The organism is Polaribacter sp. BM10 (genome assembly GCF_002005425.1).
Classification (GTDB): Bacteria; Bacteroidota; Bacteroidia; order Flavobacteriales; family Flavobacteriaceae; genus Polaribacter; species Polaribacter marinaquae.
Genome location: NZ_CP019704.1, coordinates 198,609 through 219,235 on the forward strand (window position 1 = coordinate 198,609; position 20,627 = coordinate 219,235).

The following is a 20,627-nucleotide window of genomic DNA, read 5'->3' on the forward strand; positions in this document are numbered from 1 at the left end:
ATGAAGTTTCTAAAATCGAAAATAAATAAAATTGCTTTACTAGCTATGTTAATAATTGGTGTTGGTACAATTGGTTATATGTCGCTTTCTGGCTATAATTTTGTAGATGCTCTTTATATGACAGTAATTACTGTAACAACCGTAGGTTTTGGTGAGTTGCAACCTTTTTCACCTGAAGAAAAAGTATTTACAATTTTTTTAATTTTAACAAGTATTACCATTTTTGGTTATGCGGTTTCTTCGTTTTCAGAATATTTGGTTAGCGGTAAATTATTTCAACATTTTAAACACAGAAAAGTGGAAAAACAAATAAATCATTTAAAAAAGCACACTATTGTTTGTGGTTACGGTAGAAATGGTAAGCAAGCAATATTAAAATTAAGAAACTATAATAAAGAATTTGTTGTTGTAGAAAAAGATAAAGAAATGATTTCTTTTCTAGATTCTGAAGGGATTTTAAATATTGAAGGTGATGCAACTTTAGATGAAACTTTACTAAAGGCAGGTATCGAAAAAGCCTCTTTTTTAATAACAGCTTTACCTTCGGATGCGAATAATTTGTTTGTTGTATTAACTGCAAGTCAATTAAATAATAAATGCACAATTATTAGTAGAGCATCTAACGAATCTTCTTACAAGAAATTAAAGTTTGCCGGTGCAAATAATGTAATAATGCCAGATAAACTTGGCGGAAATCATATGGCGTCTTTGGTTACAACGCCAGATGTTATAGAATTTGTAGATAGATTAACTATAGAAGGTGAAACAACTGCAAACCTAGAAGAAATAGCTGTAAACGATTTGCCATCTAAATTTATAAATAAAACTATTTTAGATTTAGACTTAAGAAAACAAACTGGCTGTACTGTAATAGGATTTAGAAACCCGGATAAAGATTATGTAATCAATCCAGAGGCAAACATCAAGTTAGTAGAAAATTCTCAACTAATTGTTTTGGGTAGGCCAGAGCAAATAATTAAACTAAGACAAATCTTTTAAATGAAAAAAGTAATTATTACAGGTAGCAATGGTTTGTTAGGTCAATCTCTACTAAACTTATTACTCAAAAATAAAGATGTGTATGATGTTTATGGTTTTTCTAAAGGAAAAAACAGAAGCGGAAGAGAAGATTTTAAGTACTCGTCAATAGATATCACTAATAAAATTTTATTAACTGATGCTATTCTAAAAATTAAACCAGATTTTATTATAAATACAGCAGCTATGACAAACGTAGATGCTTGTGAAGATGCCAAAAAAACTTGTGAGGAGTTAAATGTGTTAGCGGTTGAATCGTTAAAAGATGTTTCAAAAAAACTTAAAATTCATTTAATTCATATTTCTACGGATTTTATTTTTGATGGCAAAAAAGGATACTATAAAGAGTCTGATATTCCAAATCCTTTAAGTTATTATGGTGAGTCAAAATTAAAATCTGAACAAGTTTTACTGGATTCAGAAATAGATTTTACAATCTTAAGAACAATTTTAGTCTACGGAAAAGTTTTTGACATGAGTAGAAGTAATATTGTACTTTGGGTAAAAGAAATGTTAGAAAATAATAAAGAAATTACAATTGTTGATGATCAATATAGAATGCCAACTTACGTAGAAGAATTAGCATTAGCTTGCAAGGTTGTTGTTGATAAAAAAGCAAAAGGAATTTTTAATATCTCTTCCGATAAATTGCTTAGTATTTTTGAAATCGCACAAGAAATTGCAGAGGTTTTTAACTTAAGTAAAGATTTAATAAAACCAATTTCTACCAAAACTTTAAATCAAAAAGCTTTAAGACCTGCAAAAACAGGTTTCGACTTAACTAAAACGAATAAAGAGTTAGGCTTTAAAACAAATTCTTTTAAAATAGATTTACAAAAGTTTAAAGAAACGTTTTCATAAAGTTACTTTTAACGATTAAAACTTGTTAAAAGAGCATTTTTTTATGATATTGCGGGTCACTAAATTTAAATTAATCAAATTTCTATTATGAATAAAAAACTTCTTTCGTTGCTAATGTTAGCAACACCCTTTTTTACGTTTGCTCAAGAAAAAGGTTTAGATCAACAAATTGATGAAGCATTTGGTAATGCAACAGGATGGTTTGTAGATTTTATTTTTTATCAAATTCCTTTTACAGATACTATTAGTATTTATTGGGTTTTATTCCCTTTAATATTAGGGGCTTTATATTTTACAGTTTATTTTAATTTCATCAATTTTAGAGGTTTCTTTACTTCAATAAATATTGTTAGAGGAAAATATGACGGTTTAGAAGGTAAAGGCGAAAATAAAGCTATTGAAGTTTCAAATACTGTTTCAACAACAGAGGAAGGTGATAACCCAGATACAATTAGAGTAGAGGGACATGAAGGTGAGGTTTCACATTTTCAAGCATTAACAGCAGCGCTTTCTGCAACTGTAGGTTTAGGTAATATTGCAGGTGTTGCAATTGCTGTTTCAATTGGTGGTGCAGGTGCAACATTCTGGATGATAGTTGCTGGTTTCTTAGGAATGGCGTCTAAATTTGTAGAATGTACTTTAGGTGTAAAATATAGAGACATCGAAGCAGATGGTACTGTTTACGGAGGGCCAATGTATTACTTAACAAAAGGATTAAAAAATAAAACGCTAGGTAAGATTTTAGCAGCTTTATTTGCAATTTTTGTTATTGGAGGTTCTTTTGGAGGAGGAAACATGTTTCAGGTAAATCAAGCTTTTCAATTAGTTCAAAATATTACAGGTGGTTCAGAATCTGTTTTAGCTGGTAAAGGTTGGTTGTTCGGTTTGGTTATGGCTTTCTTAGTTGGTATTGTAATTATCGGTGGAATCAAGAAAATTGCTAAGGTTACAGATAAAATTGTTCCTTTTATGGTTGCAATTTATGTGGGTGCAGCATTGTTTGTGATTTTTGCAAATTATGATATGATTGGTGATGCTTTCGTGCAAATTTTTAATGGAGCTTTTAGTCCAGAAGGAATTGCTGGTGGTGCAATTGGTGTAATGATTCAAGGTTTTAGAAGGGCAGCATTTTCTAATGAAGCAGGTATTGGTTCTGCTTCTATTGCGCATTCAGCAGTAAAGACTAAATATGCAGCAAGTGAAGGAATGGTTGCTTTATTAGAGCCATTTATTGATACTGTAGTAGTTTGTACAATGACAGCTTTAGTATTAATTATTACAGGAAATGTAACTGCGGAAAATGCATCTTTAAATGATGCGCAAGCAATTTTATTAACTTCGGGAGCTTTTGAGTCAGCTATTTCTTGGTTTCCATACGTGTTAACAGTTGCAGTAGTTTTATTTGCATTTAGTTCTATGATTTCTTGGTCTTATTATGGTTTTCAAGGTTGGTCTTATTTATTCGGAAGATCAAAAAAGATGGAATACACTTACAAAGTTATTTTCTGTATTTTTGTTGTAATAGGTGCAGCAGCTAGTTTAGGTTCTGTAATTGGTTTCTCTGATGCAATGGTATTTGCAATGATGGTTCCAAACATGATAGGTTTAATTCTTTTAGCACCTAAGGTAAAAGTAGAATTAAAGAAGTATATGAGTGCTATTAAAACAAACAAAGCATAAAAAGTACAAATGAAAATATTTAAATCCCATTTCTGGTATAATAAAAACCAAAGAAATGGGGTTTTTTTATTGGTTATAATTATTGCTTTATTCCAAGTTTTAATTTTCTTTTATAAAGATTCAAGTAAAGATGTATCAATAATGGATAATGCTCGAACTTTAGCCTTTTATAAGAAGATAGATAGTTTAAAATTAATTGCTTTAGAATCAAGAAAGCCTAAGTTATATCATTTTAATCCGAACTATATCACGGATTATAAAGGCGCTCAATTGGGAATGTCTATAAATGAAATAGACAAATTACTTGCTTACAGAAAGCGTAATCAATTTGTGAATTCTAAAGAAGAGTTTCAGGAAGTTACAAATGTTTCAGATTCGCTTTTAAATAGAATTGCTCCGTATTTTAAGTTCCCTGATTGGGTTACTCAACAAAAAACAAGTATATCTAATTCTACTATTGTTAAATATTCTAAAAAAAAGAATAAAACTCTATCGACAACAGATATTAATAAGGCAACTTTAGAAGATTTTAAAACAATTGATGGTGTTGGAGATAAAATTTCAGCCAGAATTATTAAGTATCGTTCTAAATTACAAGGATTTTCTATGCTTAGTCAACTAGATGAAATATGGGGTGTAAAGCCCGAAATTTTGGTTAAAATTAAACAAACCTTTAAACTTATAGAATTGCCATATATTCAAAAAATTAATGTAAATACAGCTTCTTTTAAGGAAATTCTTAAAACTCCGTATGTAGATTATGAATTGTGTAAAAAGATATTTGAATACAGAGATGAGGTGGCTGAATTGCAAAATATTTCACAATTAAAAAATATCAGTGGTTTTCCGTTAGATTTGTATGACAGAATAGTCTTATATTTGGTAGCTAAATAAACAACTCAAAATTCTTACCAGATGAACAGTATGTACTTTACTGAAGAACACGACGCTTTTCGTGCAAGTTTTAAAGATTTTTTACAGAAGGAAGTAGTTCCTCATATTGATAAATGGGAAAAAACAGGAACCATAGACAGATTTATTTGGAAAAAATTTGGCGAAATGGGATATTTCGGTTTGTGTACACCGGAAGAGTACGGGGGTTTAGATTTAGATTTATTCTACACCGTGATTTTTTTAGAAGAATTGCAAAAGGTCAATTCAGGTGGTTTTGCAGCAGCAATGTGGGCGCATGAATTTTTGGCAATGACACATCTTAATAAGGAAGGTACAGAATTTATAAAACAAAAATATCTTGTGCCAAGTGTAGAAGGCGATAAAATTGGTTGTCTTTGTATCACAGAGCCTTTTGGGGGAAGTGACGTTGCAGGTATGAGATCTACAGCAATTAAAAAAGGTAATAAGTATATTTTAAACGGATCTAAAACTTTTATAACTAACGGAGTTTATTCAGATTATTTAATAGTTGCGGCCAAAACAGATCCTTCGGATAAATATAAAGGGATTAGTATTTTTGTTGTCGATAGAGAAGCAAAGGGTATTTCTGCAACGAAATTAGATAAACTTGGTTGGAGAGCATCAGATACCGGAGAAATTGCTTTTGATAATGTAGAAATCCCAGTTGAAAACTTAATGGGAGAAGAAGGAAAAGGCTTTCCTTATATCATGCAACATTTTGCTTTAGAAAGATTGATAATGGGTGTAAATGCACACGCAAGAGCAGAATTCGCAGTAGATTATGCAATTAATTACATGCAAGAAAGAGTTGCTTTTGGCAAATCTTTAGATAAATTTCAAGCTTTAAGACATAAAATAGCAGAAATGTCTAGTAAAGTAGATATGTGTAGAGAGTATAATTACTCGATAACTAAAAGATTAGATTTAGGAGCTTATGTTGTTAAAGAAGCAAGTATGTCTAAACTATTATCTACAAAGATAGCAGATGAGGTTATTTATGATGCTTTACAACTTTTAGGAGGTTATGGTTATATGGAAGAATATCCTATGGCAAGATTGTTACGAGATAGTAGATTAGGACCAATAGGAGGAGGAACTTCAGAAATATTAAAAGAGATTATAGCAAAAATGGTAATCGATAATAAAGAATATAAACCAGCTACCTAGTAAATTTTTATGTTTTATTATTTTTTGACTTTATAATGATTATTTAAAAATCTGTTTTAAGCTATTGAAAATTAAAGTAAATAGACTATTTAAAATAAATTTAATTTAGTAATTGTTATTTCATAATTTGTAACTACATTTGCAAACCAAAAAATAAACCAAATAGCCATTGTGCTATTCAAAATATAAAGATACTATGAAGGGAGGTGCTAACTTATGTTAATTATACCTATTAAAGAAGGAGAAAATATAGATAGAGCGTTAAAGCGTTATAAAAGAAAATTCGATCGTACTAAGACGATGAAGAACTTACGTAACAGAAAAAACTTTACAAAGCCATCTGTAGCGAAAAGAGCTCAAAGAATAAAAGCCTCTTACGTTCAAAGATTAAGAACACAAGAAGAAGTTGGATAAATCTAACGTATTCTTAAAATAATAAATCTCGCACTAATTTTAGTGCGAGATTTTTTTTGCTTTAAAAACACTAAATTTGATTATTAAAAATCAATAATGTTAATCAATTCTTTTTTAGATTATTTATCCTTAGAAAAAAAATATTCTAAACATACTATAGTTGCATATAAAACAGATTTAACTGCTTTCAATGAATTTTGTTTATCAGAATTTGAATTAGATGATTTACTAGAGGTGAAATATCCTTTAATTAGAAGTTGGATTGTAAGTTTAGTTAATTCTGATGTATCAAATAATTCTATAAATAGAAAAATCAGTTCATTAAAATCATTTTATAAATTTTTACAGAAAACAGGTCAGTTAGATAGCAATCCGTTAGCAAAACATAGGGCTTTAAAAATCAAAAAGAAAGTCCAGGTTCCTTTTACTGTAAAAGAAGTGAATGCTGTTATAAGTTCTCTTGAAAATGATAATGGTTTTGATACTCTTCGAAATAAGTTGTTGGTAGAGCTATTGTACTCTACAGGAATTAGAAGAGCAGAGTTGATCAACATAAAATTACAAGATATAAATTCTACAAACAATACTATAAAAGTCTTGGGTAAAAGGAATAAAGAACGTTATGTGCCAATACTTCCCTCTGTGTTAATTTCAATAAAAAAGTATTTACAAGAGAGAAACAAAGAAGGTTTTGTTTCAGAATATTTGTTAATTACATCAAAAGGAAATAAATTATATGAAACACTTGTTTACAGAATTATTAATTCTTACTTTAGTGAAGTCTCATCAAAGGTAAAAAAGAGTCCACATATATTAAGGCATTCTTTTGCAACACATCTTTTAAATGAAGGGGCAGACTTAAATTCGGTTAAAGAATTGCTAGGGCATTCATCTTTAGCCTCTACTCAAATCTATGCTAGTAATAGTTTAGAAGCAATAAAAAAAGTGTATAACAATGCTCACCCTAGAAGCAACAAAAAATGATAAGGTATGAAAGTATTCACGCAATCGGTAAATTTTAATGCAGATAGTCAATTAATAACGTTTGTAGAAACTAAGGTTTTAACATTGTCAAAATTTCATGATAAGATAGTTGATGCAGAAGTGTTTTTAAAAGTTCAAAACACAAGTGATAAAGAAAATAAAATAACAGAAATAAAAATTAATATACCTGGTAGCGAGTTGATTGTCAAGAGAGAAACGAAAACTTTTGAAGAAGGAGTGAATGCCGCAGTTGATAATTTAAAGAGACAATTAAAAAGATCAAAAGAGAAGTTAAGAGATTCAATGATTTCGTAAAACGAAAAAAAAACAAAAAAACTTAAAAAAAAGTTTTGGAAATTGAAAAAACTTTATACATTTGCAAACCGTTAGAAATAGCGTGTTGTTTTTAAACAACGAAAGCCGATGTAGCTCAGTTGGCTAGAGCAGCTGATTTGTAATCAGCAGGTCGTGGGTTCGAGTCCCTCCATTGGCTCAGTAAATTAAATTGCATTTGTAATTTAAAAGTTCATTAAAATAGTAAATTATCGGGGAGATACTCAAGCGGCCAACGAGGACGGACTGTAACTCCGTTGACTATGTCTTCGCAGGTTCGAATCCTGCTCTCCCCACAATTTACGATTTGCGAAAGTAGCTCAGTTGGTAGAGCGTCAGCCTTCCAAGCTGAATGTCGCCGGTTCGAACCCGGTCTTTCGCTCTAAAATATCAACAAGCCGGTGTAGCTCAGTTGGTAGAGCGCATCCTTGGTAGGGATGAGGTCGTGGGTTCAAATCCCGTCGCTGGCTCATTTTTTATGTATTATTAGACACTAAATATATTTAAACTAAGAATTAAAATTAATAATTATGGCAAAAGGAACTTTTGACCGTTCGAAACCACACTTAAACATTGGTACTATCGGACACGTAGATCACGGTAAAACAACTTTAACTGCGGCTATTACTAAAGTATTAGCTGATGCAGGATTCTCTGAGGCTAGATCTTTTGATCAGATTGATAATGCTCCGGAAGAAAAAGAAAGAGGTATTACAATTAACACTTCTCACGTAGAGTACCAAACTGAAAAGCGTCACTATGCACACGTAGATTGTCCAGGTCACGCCGATTATGTTAAGAACATGGTAACGGGTGCTGCTCAAATGGATGGTGCTATTTTAGTTGTTGCTGCAACAGATGGACCAATGCCACAGACTAGAGAGCATATCTTATTAGGTTGTCAGGTAGGAATTCCTCGTATCGTTGTTTTCTTAAACAAAGTTGATATGGTTGATGATGAGGAGCTTTTAGAATTAGTTGATATGGAAGTTAGAGAATTATTATCTTTCTATGAATACGACGGAGATAATGGTCCTGTAGTTTCAGGTTCTGCTTTAGGAGCTTTAAATGGTGAGCAAAAATGGGTTGATACTGTTCTTGAATTGATGAAAGAAGTTGATGCTTGGATTGAGGAGCCATTAAGAGAGGTTGATAAAGATTTCTTAATGCCTGTTGAAGATGTATTCTCTATTACAGGTCGTGGTACAGTTGCAACTGGTCGTATTGAGACTGGTATTGCAAATACTGGAGATGTTGTAGATATTATCGGTATGGGAGCTGAAAAAATGACTTCTACTATTACTGGTATTGAAATGTTCCGTCAAATCTTAGATAGAGGAGAGGCTGGAGATAATGCAGGTATCTTATTAAGAGGTATTGCTAAAGAAGATATTAAAAGAGGTATGGTAATCTGTAAGCCAGGTTCTGTAACACCGCACGCTAAATTTAAAGCTGAAGTTTATGTTTTAAAGAAAGAAGAAGGTGGTCGTCATACTCCATTCCATAACAATTACCGCCCACAATTCTATGTAAGAACTACGGATGTTACAGGTACAATTAACTTACCTGATGGTGTTGAAATGGTGATGCCAGGAGATAACTTAACAATTACTGTAGATTTAATTCAGCCAATCGCATTAAATGTTGGTTTACGTTTCGCTATCCGTGAAGGTGGTAGAACTGTAGGTGCAGGTCAGGTAACTGAATTATTAGATTAATATTTTATATATTGATTTATTAAGTATAAATTTAAAAGGGTGTCCCGATTTTATCGGGATGCCTTTATAAATGAAATAATAAACGGGTTTAGCTCAGTTGGTAGAGCACTGGTCTCCAAAACCAGGTGTCGGGAGTTCGAGTCTCTCAATCCGTGCAAAAACATACAATTAGAATGAAGTTTATACAATATATTAAAGATTCTTTTGATGAACTAAGTAATCACATGACTTGGATCTCTAAAGAAGATGCTCAAAAGACAACAGTAACAGTAGCGGTGTTCACTATTTTGTTCGCTTTAGCTGTAGCAGGTATAGACTATGTTTTTCAGACAGGTTTGGATAACTTTTTCACAATGTTTAAATCTAATTAGAGATGGCGACTGATTCAGTAATGAAATGGTATGTTGTTAGAGCCATTGGTGGACAAGAGAATAAGGTAAAAGCTTACATAGAGACAGAAATCTCTAGGGTAGGCTTATCTGATTATGTAAGCCAAGTAATAGTACCTACAGAGAAAGTTGTACAAGTACGTAATGGTAAGAAAATAAATAGAGAAAGAGTTTATTTTCCTGGTTACATTATGGTAGAAGCTAATTTGTCTGGTGAAGTTCCTCACGTTATTAAAGCAATTACAGGTGTAATTGGTTTTTTAGGTGAAACAAAAGGAGGTGAGCCTGTACCTATGCGTAAATCTGAAGTAAACAGAATGTTAGGTAAAGTAGACGAATTATCTGTAAGAGATGAGAATGTTGCAATTCCATTTAATATCGGAGAAACAATTAAAGTAGTTGACGGGCCATTTAATGGTTTTGATGGTACTATTGAAAAAGTAAATGAAGAAAAGCGTAAGCTTGAGGTAATGGTGAAAATATTCGGAAGAAAAACACCATTAGAATTAAGTTATATGCAAGTAGAAAAGATATAATTGTTACACAAATATATATCGATTTATTTTTTGGCTTCCAACTTAAAATAAATCATTAAACATTTTTAAAATGGCAAAAGAAGTTAGTAAAGTAGTTAAGTTACAAGTAAGGGGAGGCGCAGCGAATCCATCGCCGCCGGTTGGACCCGCTTTAGGTGCTGCTGGTGTTAACATTATGGAGTTCTGTAAACAGTTTAATGCAAGAACGCAAGACAAACAAGGTAAAGTATTACCTGTCGTTATTACTGTTTTCAAAGACAAATCGTTTGATTTTGTTGTAAAAACTCCTCCTGCAGCAGTTCAGTTACTAGAAGCGGCCAAAATTAAAAAGGGTTCAGGTGAGCCAAACAGAAAGAAAGTAGCATCAGTTACTTGGGATCAAATCAAAACAATTGCAGAAGACAAGATGGTAGATTTAAATGCCTTTGAAGTTTCTTCAGCAATGCGTATGATTGCAGGTACAGCACGTTCTATGGGATTAACAGTAAAAGGTGATGCACCAGCATAAACTTTATAAAAAGTAGTAAAATGGCAAAATTAACAAAAAAGCAAAAAGAAGCTTACGCAAAAGTAGATAGCTCTAAATCTTATGATTTAGCAGCAGCTTCAGCTCTAGTCAAAGACATTACTAATGTAAAGTTTGATGCATCAGTAGATTTAGCAATTCGTTTAGGAGTAGATCCACGTAAAGCTAATCAAATGGTTCGTGGTGTTGTAACATTACCTCACGGAACAGGAAAAGATGTTAAAGTTTTAGCATTAGTAACTCCAGATAAAGAAGCAGAAGCTACAGCAGCAGGTGCAGATTATGTAGGGTTAGATGAATATCTTCAAAAGATTAAAGGTGGTTGGACAGACGTTGATGTTATCATCACGATGCCAAGTGTAATGGGGAAATTAGGTCCTTTAGGTAGAGTATTAGGTCCAAGAGGATTAATGCCGAACCCAAAGACTGGTACTGTTACTATGGATGTTGCAAAAGCCGTTCAAGATGTCAAAGCTGGTAAAATAGACTTTAAAGTAGACAAAACTGGTATTGTACATGCTGCAATTGGAAAAGTATCTTTTGATGCTAAGAAGATTGAAGAGAATGCAAACGAGTTAATACAAACAATTATTAAATTGAAACCAACAACAGCAAAAGGAACGTATGTAAAAAGCGTTTTCATGTCTAGTACGATGAGTCCTAGTATTGCTGTTGAAGTTAAAACTGTTTAATACGTTAAAACTTATAATTATGACTAGAGAAGAGAAATCACAAGTAATACAAGATTTAACAGCAGTATTAGCAGATACAAACACTTTATATTTAGCAGATATTTCTGGTTTAGATGCACAAACAACATCTAATTTAAGAAGAGCTTGTTTTAAAGCAGGAGTTCAGTTATCAGTTGTTAAAAATACATTACTTGCAAAAGCAATGGAAGCTTCAGATAAAGATTTTGGAGACTTACCAACAGTATTAAAAGGAAATACTTCAATGATGATTTCTGAGGCTGCAAATGCACCTGCGAAATTAATCAAAGAATTTAGAAAGAAATCTAAAGATAGACCTTTATTAAAAGGTGCATTTGCAGAAGAATCTATTTATATTGGAGATGATCAATTAGATGCTTTAGTAGATATTAAATCTAGAGAAGAATTAATTGGAGAAATCATTGGATTATTACAGTCTCCTGCTAAGAATGTTGTTTCAGCATTACAGTCAGGTGGACAAACACTTTCAGGTATTATTAAGACATTATCTGAAAAATAATTACGCGCACAAATAAACTATAATAAACAAAATTTTTAAAAACAATTAAAATGGCAGAATTAAAAGATTTCGCAGAGCAATTAGTTAACTTAACAGTAAAAGAAGTTAATGAATTAGCTACTATTTTAAAAGATGAGTATGGTATCGAGCCAGCTGCAGCAGCAGTAGCAGTAGCAGGTCCAGCAGCAGGTGGAGCAGAAGCGGCTGATGAGCAAACTGAATTTGATGTTATTTTAACAGCAGCAGGAGCTTCTAAATTAGCAGTTGTTAAATTAGTTAAAGAATTAACTGGTTTAGGATTAAAAGAAGCTAAAGGTATCGTAGATAGCGCACCAGCAGCAGTAAAAGAAGGTGTATCTAAAGATGAGGCTGAAGGTCTTAAAGCATCTTTAGAAGAAGCTGGAGCTGAGGTAGAGCTTAAGTAAGCTATTACTCCCGACGTGTAAACGTAACGGGAAAACAAATTTAGGTTTAGGTACTAGGGACACAGGTCTCTAGACCTAAACCATTTTGTGTATATATTCGTTCTTTATTTTAATTCAGATTTTAATCAAAAAAATATACTCTTTTGGCAACGAAAAACACTACTGAAAGAATCAACTTCGCAACTTCTCAAATGATTAAAGAATATCCAGATTTCTTGGATATTCAGGTAAAATCTTTCCAAGATTTTTTCCAACTTCAAACGAAAGCAGAAGAAAGAGGTGAAGAAGGTTTGTACAAAACCTTCATGGATAACTTTCCAATTACAGATACAAGAAATCAATTCGTATTAGAATTTCTAGACTACTTCGTAGATCCTCCAAGATATTCTATTCAAGAATGTATCGAAAGAGGTCTTACGCACAGTGTGCCTTTAAAAGCACGTTTAAAACTTTACTGTACAGATCCAGAACACGAAGATTTCGAAACCATTGTACAAGATGTTTATCTTGGTACAATACCTTATATGACAAACTCTGGTACATTTGTAATAAATGGAGCAGAGCGTGTGGTAGTATCTCAGTTACATAGATCACCAGGTGTGTTCTTTGGACAATCTTTCCACGCAAATGGTACAAAATTATATTCTGCAAGAGTTATTCCTTTTAAGGGATCTTGGATAGAATTTGCTACCGATATCAATCAAGTAATGTATGCTTACATTGATAGAAAGAAAAAATTACCAGTAACAACATTATTCAGAGCCATTGGTTTTGAAAGAGATAAAGATATATTAGAAATTTTTGATCTTGCAGAAGAAGTTAAAGTTTCTAAAGCTGGATTAAAAAAAGTATTAGGTCGTAAATTGGCAGCTAGAGTTTTAAAAACTTGGCATGAAGATTTCGTAGATGAAGATACTGGTGAAGTAGTATCTATCGAGAGAAACGAAATTATTTTTGATCGTGATACTATCTTAGATAAAGAACATATAGACGAAATTATAGATGCAGGTGCTAAAACCGTTTTACTTCATAAAGAAGATAACGACATGGCAGATTATGCAATAATACATAATACGTTACAGAAAGATCCTACAAATTCTGAAAAAGAAGCAGTAGAACATATTTATAGACAATTACGTAATGCAGAACCGCCAGATGAGGAGACTGCAAGAGGTATTATAGATAAATTATTCTTTTCTGAACAAAGATATAATTTAGGTGAAGTAGGTCGTTTTAGAATGAACACTAAACTTCAGTTAAATGAGCCTATAGATCAAAAAGTATTAACTAAATTAGATATTATTACCATAATAAAATATTTAATTGAATTAATCAATTCTAAGGCAGAAGTAGATGATATTGATCACTTATCTAACAGACGTGTAAGAACTGTAGGAGAACAATTAGCTGGTCAATTTGGTGTTGGTTTAGCTCGTATGGCAAGAACAATTCGTGAACGTATGAATGTGCGTGATAACGAGGTGTTTACACCAATCGATTTAATAAATGCTAAGACTTTATCATCTGTAATTAATTCTTTCTTTGGTACAAACCAATTATCTCAATTTATGGATCAAACGAATCCGTTAGCAGAGATTACTCATAAGCGTAGATTATCTGCACTTGGGCCAGGTGGTTTATCAAGAGAAAGAGCAGGTTTCGAGGTTCGTGATGTTCACTATACACATTACGGACGTCTATGTCCTATTGAAACACCAGAAGGGCCAAACATTGGTTTAATTTCTTCACTTTCTGTATTTGCAAAAGTGAATAATTTAGGTTTTATTGAAACTCCTTATAGAAAAGTAGATAATGGTATTGTTGCTAAAGAAGAGCCAATTTATTTAAGTGCTGAAGAAGAAGAAGGTAAGAAAATTGCTCAATCTAATTTAGAACTTAAAGAAGACGGTAGTATTGTTTTAGATAGAGTTATTGCTCGTGAAGAAGGAGATTTCCCGGTTGTTACACCAGATGTAATTGACTATATGGATGTTGCACCTAATCAAATTGCGTCGATATCTGCATCTTTAATACCATTCTTAGAGCATGATGATGCGAACAGAGCCTTAATGGGATCTAACATGATGCGTCAAGCTGTACCATTGTTAAGACCAGAATCTCCAATTGTTGGTACTGGTTTAGAGCGTAGAGTTGCAAAAGATTCTCGTATTTTAATTAATGCGGAAGGAGCAGGTGAAGTAATTTATGTTGATGCAAATAAAATTACAATTAAGTATGATAGAACAGAAGAAGAAAAACTTGTTAGTTTTGATTCTGATGAAGTTTCTTACAACTTAATTAAGTTTAGAAAAACCAATCAAGGAACTAACATTAACCTAAAACCAATTGTAGAAAGAGGTGATAGAGTTGAAGAAGGACAAGTTCTTTGTGAAGGTTATGCAACACAAAAAGGAGAATTAGCTTTAGGTAGAAACATGAAAGTAGCCTTTATGCCTTGGAAAGGGTATAACTTTGAGGATGCAATCGTAATTTCAGAAAAAGTTGTTCGAGAAGATATATTTACATCTATTCATATTGATGAGTATTCTTTAGATGTTAGAGATACAAAATTAGGTACCGAAGAGTTAACTAATGATATTCCTAACGTTTCTGAAGAAGCTACAAAAGATTTAGATGAAAACGGAATGATTAGAATAGGTGCAGAAGTTAATCCAGGTGATATCTTAATTGGTAAGATTACACCAAAAGGAGAATCTGATCCTACTCCAGAAGAAAAATTATTGCGTGCTATTTTTGGTGATAAAGCTGGTGATGTTAAAGATGCATCATTAAAAGCTTCTCCATCACTAAGAGGTGTAGTAATTGATAAAAAATTATTTAGAAGAGCCTTAAAAGATAAAAATAAGAGAATTAGAGATAAAGAAGCGGTAGCTACTTTAGAGCAATCTTTTGTTTCTAAATTTGAAGGTCTAAAAGACGAATTAATCGAGAAATTATTTACTTTAATTAGTGGTAAAACTTCTCAAGGAGTATTTAATGATCTAGGAGAAGAAGTTTTACCAAAAGGTAAAAAATATACTCTTAAAATGTTAAACTCTGTTGATGATTATGTACATTTAACAGGTTCTTGGACAACAGATAGCGACTTGAATAAATTAGTTGGTGAACTAGTTCATAACTATAAGATTAAAGTAAATGATTTACAAGGATCATTACGTCGTCAAAAGTTTACAATCTCAGTTGGAGATGAATTACCAGCAGGTATTTTAAAATTAGCTAAAGTTTACATTGCTAAGAAACGTAAGCTTAAAGTTGGTGATAAAATGGCAGGACGTCACGGTAACAAAGGTATTGTTGCACGTATAGTTAGAGCAGAAGATATGCCTTTCTTAGAAGACGGAACTCCAGTAGATATCGTATTAAATCCATTAGGGGTACCATCTCGTATGAATATTGGTCAAATTTATGAAACTGTTCTTGGTTGGGCAGGTCAAAAATTAAACACTAAATATGCAACACCTATTTTTGACGGAGCATCTTTAGAGCAAATTAACGGCATTACAGATGAAGCTGGCGTACCAAGATTTGGACACACATATTTATATGATGGAGGAACAGGTAAACGTTTTGATCAACCAGCAACGGTTGGTATCATTTATATGATTAAATTAGGTCATATGATTGAAGATAAAATGCATGCTCGTTCTATAGGACCATACTCATTAATTACACAACAGCCATTAGGAGGTAAAGCTCAGTTTGGTGGTCAACGTTTTGGAGAGATGGAAGTTTGGGCCCTTGAAGCATATGGTGCATCAAGCATCTTAAGAGAAATCTTAACAGTAAAATCTGATGATGTTATGGGTAGAGCTAAAACATACGAAAGTATTGTGAAAGGTGAAACTATGCCAGAACCTGGTTTACCAGAATCATTTAACGTATTAATGCATGAACTTAAAGGTTTAGGTTTAGACGTTAGATTAGAAGAATAACAAAAATTGATGTAAGAAGTAGGTTTTTTAATCTACTTCTTATAATCATTTATTTATAAGTCTCATTGAGGCCATTTTTACAATTTTAATTCGAATCCATCAACATGGCAAGAAAACAAGAGAAGTACACTGTAAAAAAGTTTAATAAAATCTCAATTGGTTTATCATCACCAGAAGCTATTTTAGAAATTTCTAAAGGTGAAGTTTTAAAACCAGAAACAATAAATTACCGTACGCACAAACCAGAAAGAGATGGTTTATTTTGTGAGCGTATTTTTGGTCCTGTAAAGGATTATGAATGTGCCTGTGGAAAGTACAAAAGAATTCGCTACAAAGGTATCGTTTGTGATAGATGTGGTGTAGAAGTAACAGAAAAGAAAGTACGTAGAGATAGAGTAGGACACATCAATTTAGTGGTTCCTGTTGCTCATATATGGTATTTTAGATCATTACCTAACAAAATGGGTTACCTTTTAGGTTTACCTTCTAAAAAGTTAGATATGATTATTTACTATGAGAGATACGTAGTAATTCAGCCAGGTATTGCTAAAAATGTAGAAGGAGAACCATTGCAAAAAATGGATTTCTTAACAGAAGAAGAATACTTAGATATTGCTGATGAATTACCACAAGATAATCAATATTTAGAAGATTCAGACCCAAACAAGTTTATCGCTAAAATGGGTGCTGAGTGTTTAATTGACTTATTAGCAAGAATCGATTTAGAGCAATTATCTTTCGATCTAAGACATAAAGCAAACACAGAAACTTCTAAACAACGTAAAACAGAAGCATTAAAGCGTTTAAATGTTGTTGAGGCATTTAGAGATTCTCAAAAAAATAGAGAAAATAATCCTGAGTGGATGATTATGAAGGCGGTTCCGGTAATTCCACCAGAATTAAGACCTTTGGTCCCATTAGATGGAGGTCGTTTTGCTACTTCAGATTTAAATGATTTATATAGAAGAGTTATTATTAGAAACAACCGTTTAAAGAGGTTAGTTGAAATTAAAGCTCCAGAAGTTATTTTACGTAATGAAAAACGTATGTTACAAGAATCTGTAGATTCTTTATTTGATAACACACGTAAATCATCTGCAGTAAAAACAGAATCTAACAGACCTTTAAAATCATTATCAGATTCATTAAAAGGTAAACAAGGACGTTTCCGTCAGAATTTATTAGGAAAGCGTGTTGATTATTCTGCACGTTCTGTAATTGTTGTTGGTCCAGAAATGAAATTATCTGAATGTGGATTGCCAAAAGATATGGCAGCAGAACTTTACAAGCCTTTTGTAATTAGAAAATTAATTGAAAGAGGTATTGTTAAGACTGTAAAATCTGCAAAGAAAATTATAGATAGAAAAGAACCAGTTGTTTGGGATATTTTAGAAAATGTAATTAAAGGGCATCCAGTATTATTAAACAGGGCTCCTACGTTACACAGATTAGGTATTCAAGCTTTTCAACCAAAATTAATTGAAGGAAAAGCTATACAATTACACCCTTTAGCATGTTCTGCATTTAATGCAGATTTTGATGGGGATCAAATGGCTGTTCACTTACCATTAGGACCAGAAGCTATTTTAGAAGCACAATTATTAATGTTGGCTTCTCATAATATCTTAAACCCTGCAAATGGTGCTCCAGTAACTGTACCTTCTCAGGATATGGTTCTTGGTTTATATTATATGACAAAAGAAAGAGTTTCTACTCCAGATGTGCCTATTAAAGGTGAAGGATTAACTTTTTATTCTCCAGAAGAAGTAACTATTGCTTTTAATGAAGAAAAAGTTGATTTAAATGCTGGTATTAAAGTAAGAACTCAAGATATAGATGAAAATGGAGAACAAGTAACTAGAATTATTAAAACTACTGTTGGTAGAGTTTTATTTAATGAAGTTGTTCCTCCGGCTGCAGGTTATATTAATGAAGTATTAACTAAGAAAAATTTACGTGGAATTATTGGTGGTATTTTAAAAGCTACTAATATTCCTACTACTGGAGAATTCTTAGATAATATTAAGAATATGGGCTATAAATTTGCTTTCCAAGGTGGTTTATCATTCTCATTAGGAGATATTATTATTCCTGCAGAAAAGCAAGGAATGATTGATGCAGCAAACAAAGAAGTAGAAGCAATTGTAGGTAACTATAATATGGGTATGTTAACGCAGAAAGAGCGTTACAACCAGGTAATTGATATTTGGGGAAGAACAAATAACGATTTAACTGAGTTATCTATGAAACGTTTACGTGAAGATCAACAAGGTTTCAACTCGGTATACATGATGCTTGATTCTGGGGCAAGGGGTTCTAAAGAACAGATTCGTCAGTTAACAGGTATGCGTGGATTAATGGCAAAACCTAAAAAATCTACTGCAGGAGGTGGAGAAATTATTGAAAACCCAATTCTTTCTAACTTTAAGGAAGGTTTATCAATTTTAGAATACTTCATTTCTACTCACGGTGCGCGTAAAGGTCTTGCCGATACAGCATTAAAAACAGCCGATGCTGGTTATTTAACACGTAGATTAGTAGATGTTTCTCAAGATGTTATTATCAACGAAGAAGATTGTGGTACATTAAGAGGTTTAGAAGTTGCTCCATTAAAGAAAAATGATGAGATTGTAGAATCTTTATCAGATAGAATTGAAGGACGTATTTCTTTAAATAACGTTTATCATCCAATAACTGAAGACTTAATTTTAGAAGCTAATCAACCTATTACTTATCAATTAGCAAAAGCAGTTGAAGAGTCTGGTGTAGATAGTGTAGAAGTTAGATCTCCTTTATCTTGTGAGTCTACAAAAGGTATTTGTGCAAAATGTTACGGGCAGAGTTTATCTACCCTTAATAAAGTACAAATCGGTGAAGCAGTTGGTGTAATTGCAGCGCAATCTATTGGTGAACCAGGTACACAGTTAACGTTACGTACATTCCACGTTGGTGGGGTAGCAGGTAACATTTCTGAAGACAATAAGTTAATAGCTAAATTTGACGGTAACGTAAGTATAGAAGACTTAAGAACTGTTGTTGGTAAGGATAGTGAAGGCAACGATGTAGATATTGTAATTTCTAGAACAGCAGAAATTAAAATTATAGATAAGAAAACAGGAATTACTCAAAGTACAAACATTATACCTTATGGTTCTATTATCTTTGATAAAGATAGAAAGACGATTAAGAAAGGTGATGTGATTGTACAATGGGATCCATTTAACGGTGTAATTGTTTCTGAATTTAGTGGACGAGTTAAGTTTGATAACTTAGAACAAGGTATTAATTACTCTGTTGAAGTTGATGAGCAAACTGGTTTCCAAGAAAAGGTAATGATCGATTCTAAGAACAAGAAAATTATCGCTTCATTGATTATTGAAGATGAAGATGGTAATGCTTTACGTTCTTACAGTTTACCAGTAGGAGCACACTTAATGATTGATGATGGACAGATGGTAGAATCTGGACATACGTTAGTTAAAATACCAAGAAAATCTGGTAAAGCAGGTGATATTACAGGAGGTTTACCTCGTGTTACAGAATTGTTTGAAGCACGAAACCCTTCTAATCCATCAGTAGTATCAGAGATAGACGGTGTTGTTTCTTTCGGTAAAATTAAGCGTGGTAATAGAGAAATTATTGTTGAATCTAAAACTGGAGATATTAGTAAGTATTTAGTTAAACTTTCTAACCAAATTTTAGTTCAAGAAAATGACTTTATTAAAGCTGGTATGCCATTATCAGACGGAGCTACAACTCCTTCAGATATATTAAGAATTAAAGGACCATCTGCAGTTCAAGAATACTTAGTAAACGAAATTCAAGAAGTATATCGTTTACAAGGTGTAAAAATTAATGACAAGCATTTCGAAGTAGTTGTACGTCAAATGATGCGTAAAGTTAAGATTATTGATTCTGGAGATACTTTATTTTTAGAGAATCAATTAATTCACAAAATTGACTTTATCAAAGATAATGATGCAATTTACGGAATGAAAGTTGTTGAAAATGCCGGAGATTCTGAAAATTTAAGAGCGGGACAGATTATTTCTGCACGTCAATTAAGAGATGAGAATTCTTTATTAAGAAGAAACGATCAAAACTTAGTTGAAGCTAGAGATGCGAGACCAGCAACAGCAGAACAAGTATTACAAGGTATTACAAGAGCATCTTTACAGACGAAATCATTTATTTCTGCAGCTTCTTTCCAGGAAACTACAAAAGTATTAAATGAAGCAGCTGTAAGCGGTAAAGTAGATACTTTAGAAGGATTGAAAGAAAATGTAATTGTAGGTAAGAGAATACCAGCAGGTACAGGTATGAGAGCTTATGAAAACATACTAGTTGGTCCTAAAGACGAAATAGAACAAAGTTTCTAATAGTGTAGCTTTTATTAGTAATATATTTTAAAAGTTGAATTGTTTACTGTAACTTATTTACATTATTCAATTCAACTTT

Annotated in this window: 17 protein-coding genes and 5 tRNA genes; all 22 read left to right on the plus strand. The window is 32.3% G+C overall.

Annotated features, from left to right (window positions below; all coding sequences use genetic code 11):
- The 22 genes from BXQ17_RS00845 (at position 1) to rpoC (ending at position 20,548) form a co-directional block, all read left to right on the plus strand.
- Positions 1–999 (plus strand): TrkA family potassium uptake protein, encoded by a 999-nt coding sequence (locus tag BXQ17_RS00845; protein WP_077808816.1) that lies wholly within the window; start codon positions 1–3, stop codon positions 997–999.
- Positions 1,000–1,899 carry an SDR family oxidoreductase gene (locus BXQ17_RS00850; RefSeq protein ID WP_077808817.1) on the plus strand — a complete coding sequence of 300 codons (900 nt, stop codon included), beginning with the start codon at positions 1,000–1,002 and terminating at the stop codon, positions 1,897–1,899.
- An 87-nt stretch (positions 1,900–1,986) separates the two neighbouring features.
- Positions 1,987–3,579 (plus strand): sodium:alanine symporter family protein, encoded by a 1,593-nt coding sequence (locus tag BXQ17_RS00855; protein WP_077808818.1) that lies wholly within the window; start codon positions 1,987–1,989, stop codon positions 3,577–3,579.
- A 9-nt stretch (positions 3,580–3,588) separates the two neighbouring features.
- A complete protein-coding gene (locus BXQ17_RS00860; RefSeq protein WP_077808819.1) occupies positions 3,589–4,473 on the plus strand; it encodes a helix-hairpin-helix domain-containing protein in 885 nt (294 codons plus the stop codon).
- Between the two features lie 21 nt (positions 4,474–4,494).
- Positions 4,495–5,661 carry an acyl-CoA dehydrogenase family protein gene (locus tag BXQ17_RS00865; RefSeq protein ID WP_077808820.1) on the plus strand — a complete coding sequence of 389 codons (1,167 nt, stop codon included), beginning with the start codon at positions 4,495–4,497 and terminating at the stop codon, positions 5,659–5,661.
- A gap of 216 nt (positions 5,662–5,877) precedes the next feature.
- Entirely contained in the window at positions 5,878–6,075 is a 198-nt protein-coding gene (gene rpsU, locus BXQ17_RS00870) for a 30S ribosomal protein S21 (protein ID WP_026777225.1), read from the plus strand.
- Between the two features lie 96 nt (positions 6,076–6,171).
- Positions 6,172–7,059 carry a tyrosine-type recombinase/integrase gene (locus BXQ17_RS00875; protein WP_077808821.1) on the plus strand — a complete coding sequence of 296 codons (888 nt, stop codon included), beginning with the start codon at positions 6,172–6,174 and terminating at the stop codon, positions 7,057–7,059.
- A gap of 6 nt (positions 7,060–7,065) precedes the next feature.
- Entirely contained in the window at positions 7,066–7,374 is a 309-nt protein-coding gene (gene raiA, locus BXQ17_RS00880; RefSeq protein WP_077808822.1) for a ribosome-associated translation inhibitor RaiA, read from the plus strand.
- A gap of 104 nt (positions 7,375–7,478) precedes the next feature.
- Positions 7,479–7,552 (plus strand) — tRNA-Thr (locus BXQ17_RS00885).
- A gap of 54 nt (positions 7,553–7,606) precedes the next feature.
- Positions 7,607–7,688: transfer RNA gene (locus tag BXQ17_RS00890), tRNA-Tyr, on the plus strand.
- Between the two features lie 13 nt (positions 7,689–7,701).
- Positions 7,702–7,774: transfer RNA gene (locus BXQ17_RS00895), tRNA-Gly, on the plus strand.
- Positions 7,775–7,789: 15 nt separating this feature from the next.
- Positions 7,790–7,862: transfer RNA gene (locus BXQ17_RS00900), tRNA-Thr, on the plus strand.
- A 60-nt stretch (positions 7,863–7,922) separates the two neighbouring features.
- Positions 7,923–9,110: an elongation factor Tu gene (tuf, locus tag BXQ17_RS00905; protein ID WP_077808823.1), complete on the plus strand. Its 1,188-nt coding sequence runs from the start codon at positions 7,923–7,925 to the stop codon at positions 9,108–9,110.
- Between the two features lie 82 nt (positions 9,111–9,192).
- A tRNA-Trp gene (locus BXQ17_RS00910) sits at positions 9,193–9,265 on the plus strand.
- An 18-nt stretch (positions 9,266–9,283) separates the two neighbouring features.
- Positions 9,284–9,481 (plus strand): preprotein translocase subunit SecE, encoded by a 198-nt coding sequence (gene secE, locus BXQ17_RS00915; protein WP_077808824.1) that lies wholly within the window; start codon positions 9,284–9,286, stop codon positions 9,479–9,481.
- 2 nt (positions 9,482–9,483) lie between these two features.
- Positions 9,484–10,035: a transcription termination/antitermination protein NusG gene (gene nusG / locus BXQ17_RS00920; protein WP_077808825.1), complete on the plus strand. Its 552-nt coding sequence runs from the start codon at positions 9,484–9,486 to the stop codon at positions 10,033–10,035.
- Positions 10,036–10,105: 70 nt separating this feature from the next.
- A complete protein-coding gene (gene rplK, locus BXQ17_RS00925; RefSeq protein WP_077808826.1) occupies positions 10,106–10,543 on the plus strand; it encodes a 50S ribosomal protein L11 in 438 nt (145 codons plus the stop codon).
- A 20-nt stretch (positions 10,544–10,563) separates the two neighbouring features.
- A complete protein-coding gene (gene rplA, locus BXQ17_RS00930; RefSeq protein WP_077808827.1) occupies positions 10,564–11,253 on the plus strand; it encodes a 50S ribosomal protein L1 in 690 nt (229 codons plus the stop codon).
- A gap of 19 nt (positions 11,254–11,272) precedes the next feature.
- Positions 11,273–11,791, plus strand: a complete 519-nt coding sequence (gene rplJ / locus BXQ17_RS00935) for a 50S ribosomal protein L10 (RefSeq protein WP_077811321.1) — start codon at positions 11,273–11,275, stop codon at positions 11,789–11,791.
- Positions 11,792–11,841: 50 nt separating this feature from the next.
- A complete protein-coding gene (gene rplL / locus BXQ17_RS00940; protein WP_077808828.1) occupies positions 11,842–12,216 on the plus strand; it encodes a 50S ribosomal protein L7/L12 in 375 nt (124 codons plus the stop codon).
- 191 nt (positions 12,217–12,407) lie between these two features.
- Positions 12,408–16,169 (plus strand): DNA-directed RNA polymerase subunit beta, encoded by a 3,762-nt coding sequence (gene rpoB, locus BXQ17_RS00945; protein WP_254712424.1) that lies wholly within the window; start codon positions 12,408–12,410, stop codon positions 16,167–16,169.
- A 104-nt stretch (positions 16,170–16,273) separates the two neighbouring features.
- The gene (gene rpoC / locus BXQ17_RS00950; RefSeq protein ID WP_077808830.1) at positions 16,274–20,548 is read left to right on the plus strand and encodes a DNA-directed RNA polymerase subunit beta'; all 4,275 of its coding nucleotides are present in this window, start codon (positions 16,274–16,276) and stop codon (positions 20,546–20,548) included.
- The last annotated feature ends 79 nt before the right edge of the window (positions 20,549–20,627 follow it).

What these genes read in the sequence shown, in the direction of transcription:
- nusG (WP_077808825.1), top strand. Translation starts at nt 9,484, where the DNA reads ATGGCGACTGATTCAGTAATGAAATGGTATGTTGTTAGAGCCATTGGT.
- raiA (WP_077808822.1), top strand. Translation starts at nt 7,066, where the DNA reads ATGAAAGTATTCACGCAATCGGTAAATTTTAATGCAGATAGTCAATTA.
- secE (WP_077808824.1), top strand. Translation starts at nt 9,284, where the DNA reads ATGAAGTTTATACAATATATTAAAGATTCTTTTGATGAACTAAGTAAT.
- rpsU (WP_026777225.1), top strand. Translation starts at nt 5,878, where the DNA reads ATGTTAATTATACCTATTAAAGAAGGAGAAAATATAGATAGAGCGTTA.
- tuf (WP_077808823.1), top strand. Translation starts at nt 7,923, where the DNA reads ATGGCAAAAGGAACTTTTGACCGTTCGAAACCACACTTAAACATTGGT.
- BXQ17_RS00875 (WP_077808821.1), top strand. Translation starts at nt 6,172, where the DNA reads ATGTTAATCAATTCTTTTTTAGATTATTTATCCTTAGAAAAAAAATAT.
- rplL (WP_077808828.1), top strand. Translation starts at nt 11,842, where the DNA reads ATGGCAGAATTAAAAGATTTCGCAGAGCAATTAGTTAACTTAACAGTA.
- rpoB (WP_254712424.1), top strand. Translation starts at nt 12,408, where the DNA reads ATGATTAAAGAATATCCAGATTTCTTGGATATTCAGGTAAAATCTTTC.
- rplA (WP_077808827.1), top strand. Translation starts at nt 10,564, where the DNA reads ATGGCAAAATTAACAAAAAAGCAAAAAGAAGCTTACGCAAAAGTAGAT.
- BXQ17_RS00865 (WP_077808820.1), top strand. Translation starts at nt 4,495, where the DNA reads ATGAACAGTATGTACTTTACTGAAGAACACGACGCTTTTCGTGCAAGT.
- BXQ17_RS00860 (WP_077808819.1), top strand. Translation starts at nt 3,589, where the DNA reads ATGAAAATATTTAAATCCCATTTCTGGTATAATAAAAACCAAAGAAAT.
- rpoC (WP_077808830.1), top strand. Translation starts at nt 16,274, where the DNA reads ATGGCAAGAAAACAAGAGAAGTACACTGTAAAAAAGTTTAATAAAATC.
- BXQ17_RS00855 (WP_077808818.1), top strand. Translation starts at nt 1,987, where the DNA reads ATGAATAAAAAACTTCTTTCGTTGCTAATGTTAGCAACACCCTTTTTT.
- BXQ17_RS00850 (WP_077808817.1), top strand. Translation starts at nt 1,000, where the DNA reads ATGAAAAAAGTAATTATTACAGGTAGCAATGGTTTGTTAGGTCAATCT.
- BXQ17_RS00845 (WP_077808816.1), top strand. Translation starts at nt 1, where the DNA reads ATGAAGTTTCTAAAATCGAAAATAAATAAAATTGCTTTACTAGCTATG.
- rplK (WP_077808826.1), top strand. Translation starts at nt 10,106, where the DNA reads ATGGCAAAAGAAGTTAGTAAAGTAGTTAAGTTACAAGTAAGGGGAGGC.
- rplJ (WP_077811321.1), top strand. Translation starts at nt 11,273, where the DNA reads ATGACTAGAGAAGAGAAATCACAAGTAATACAAGATTTAACAGCAGTA.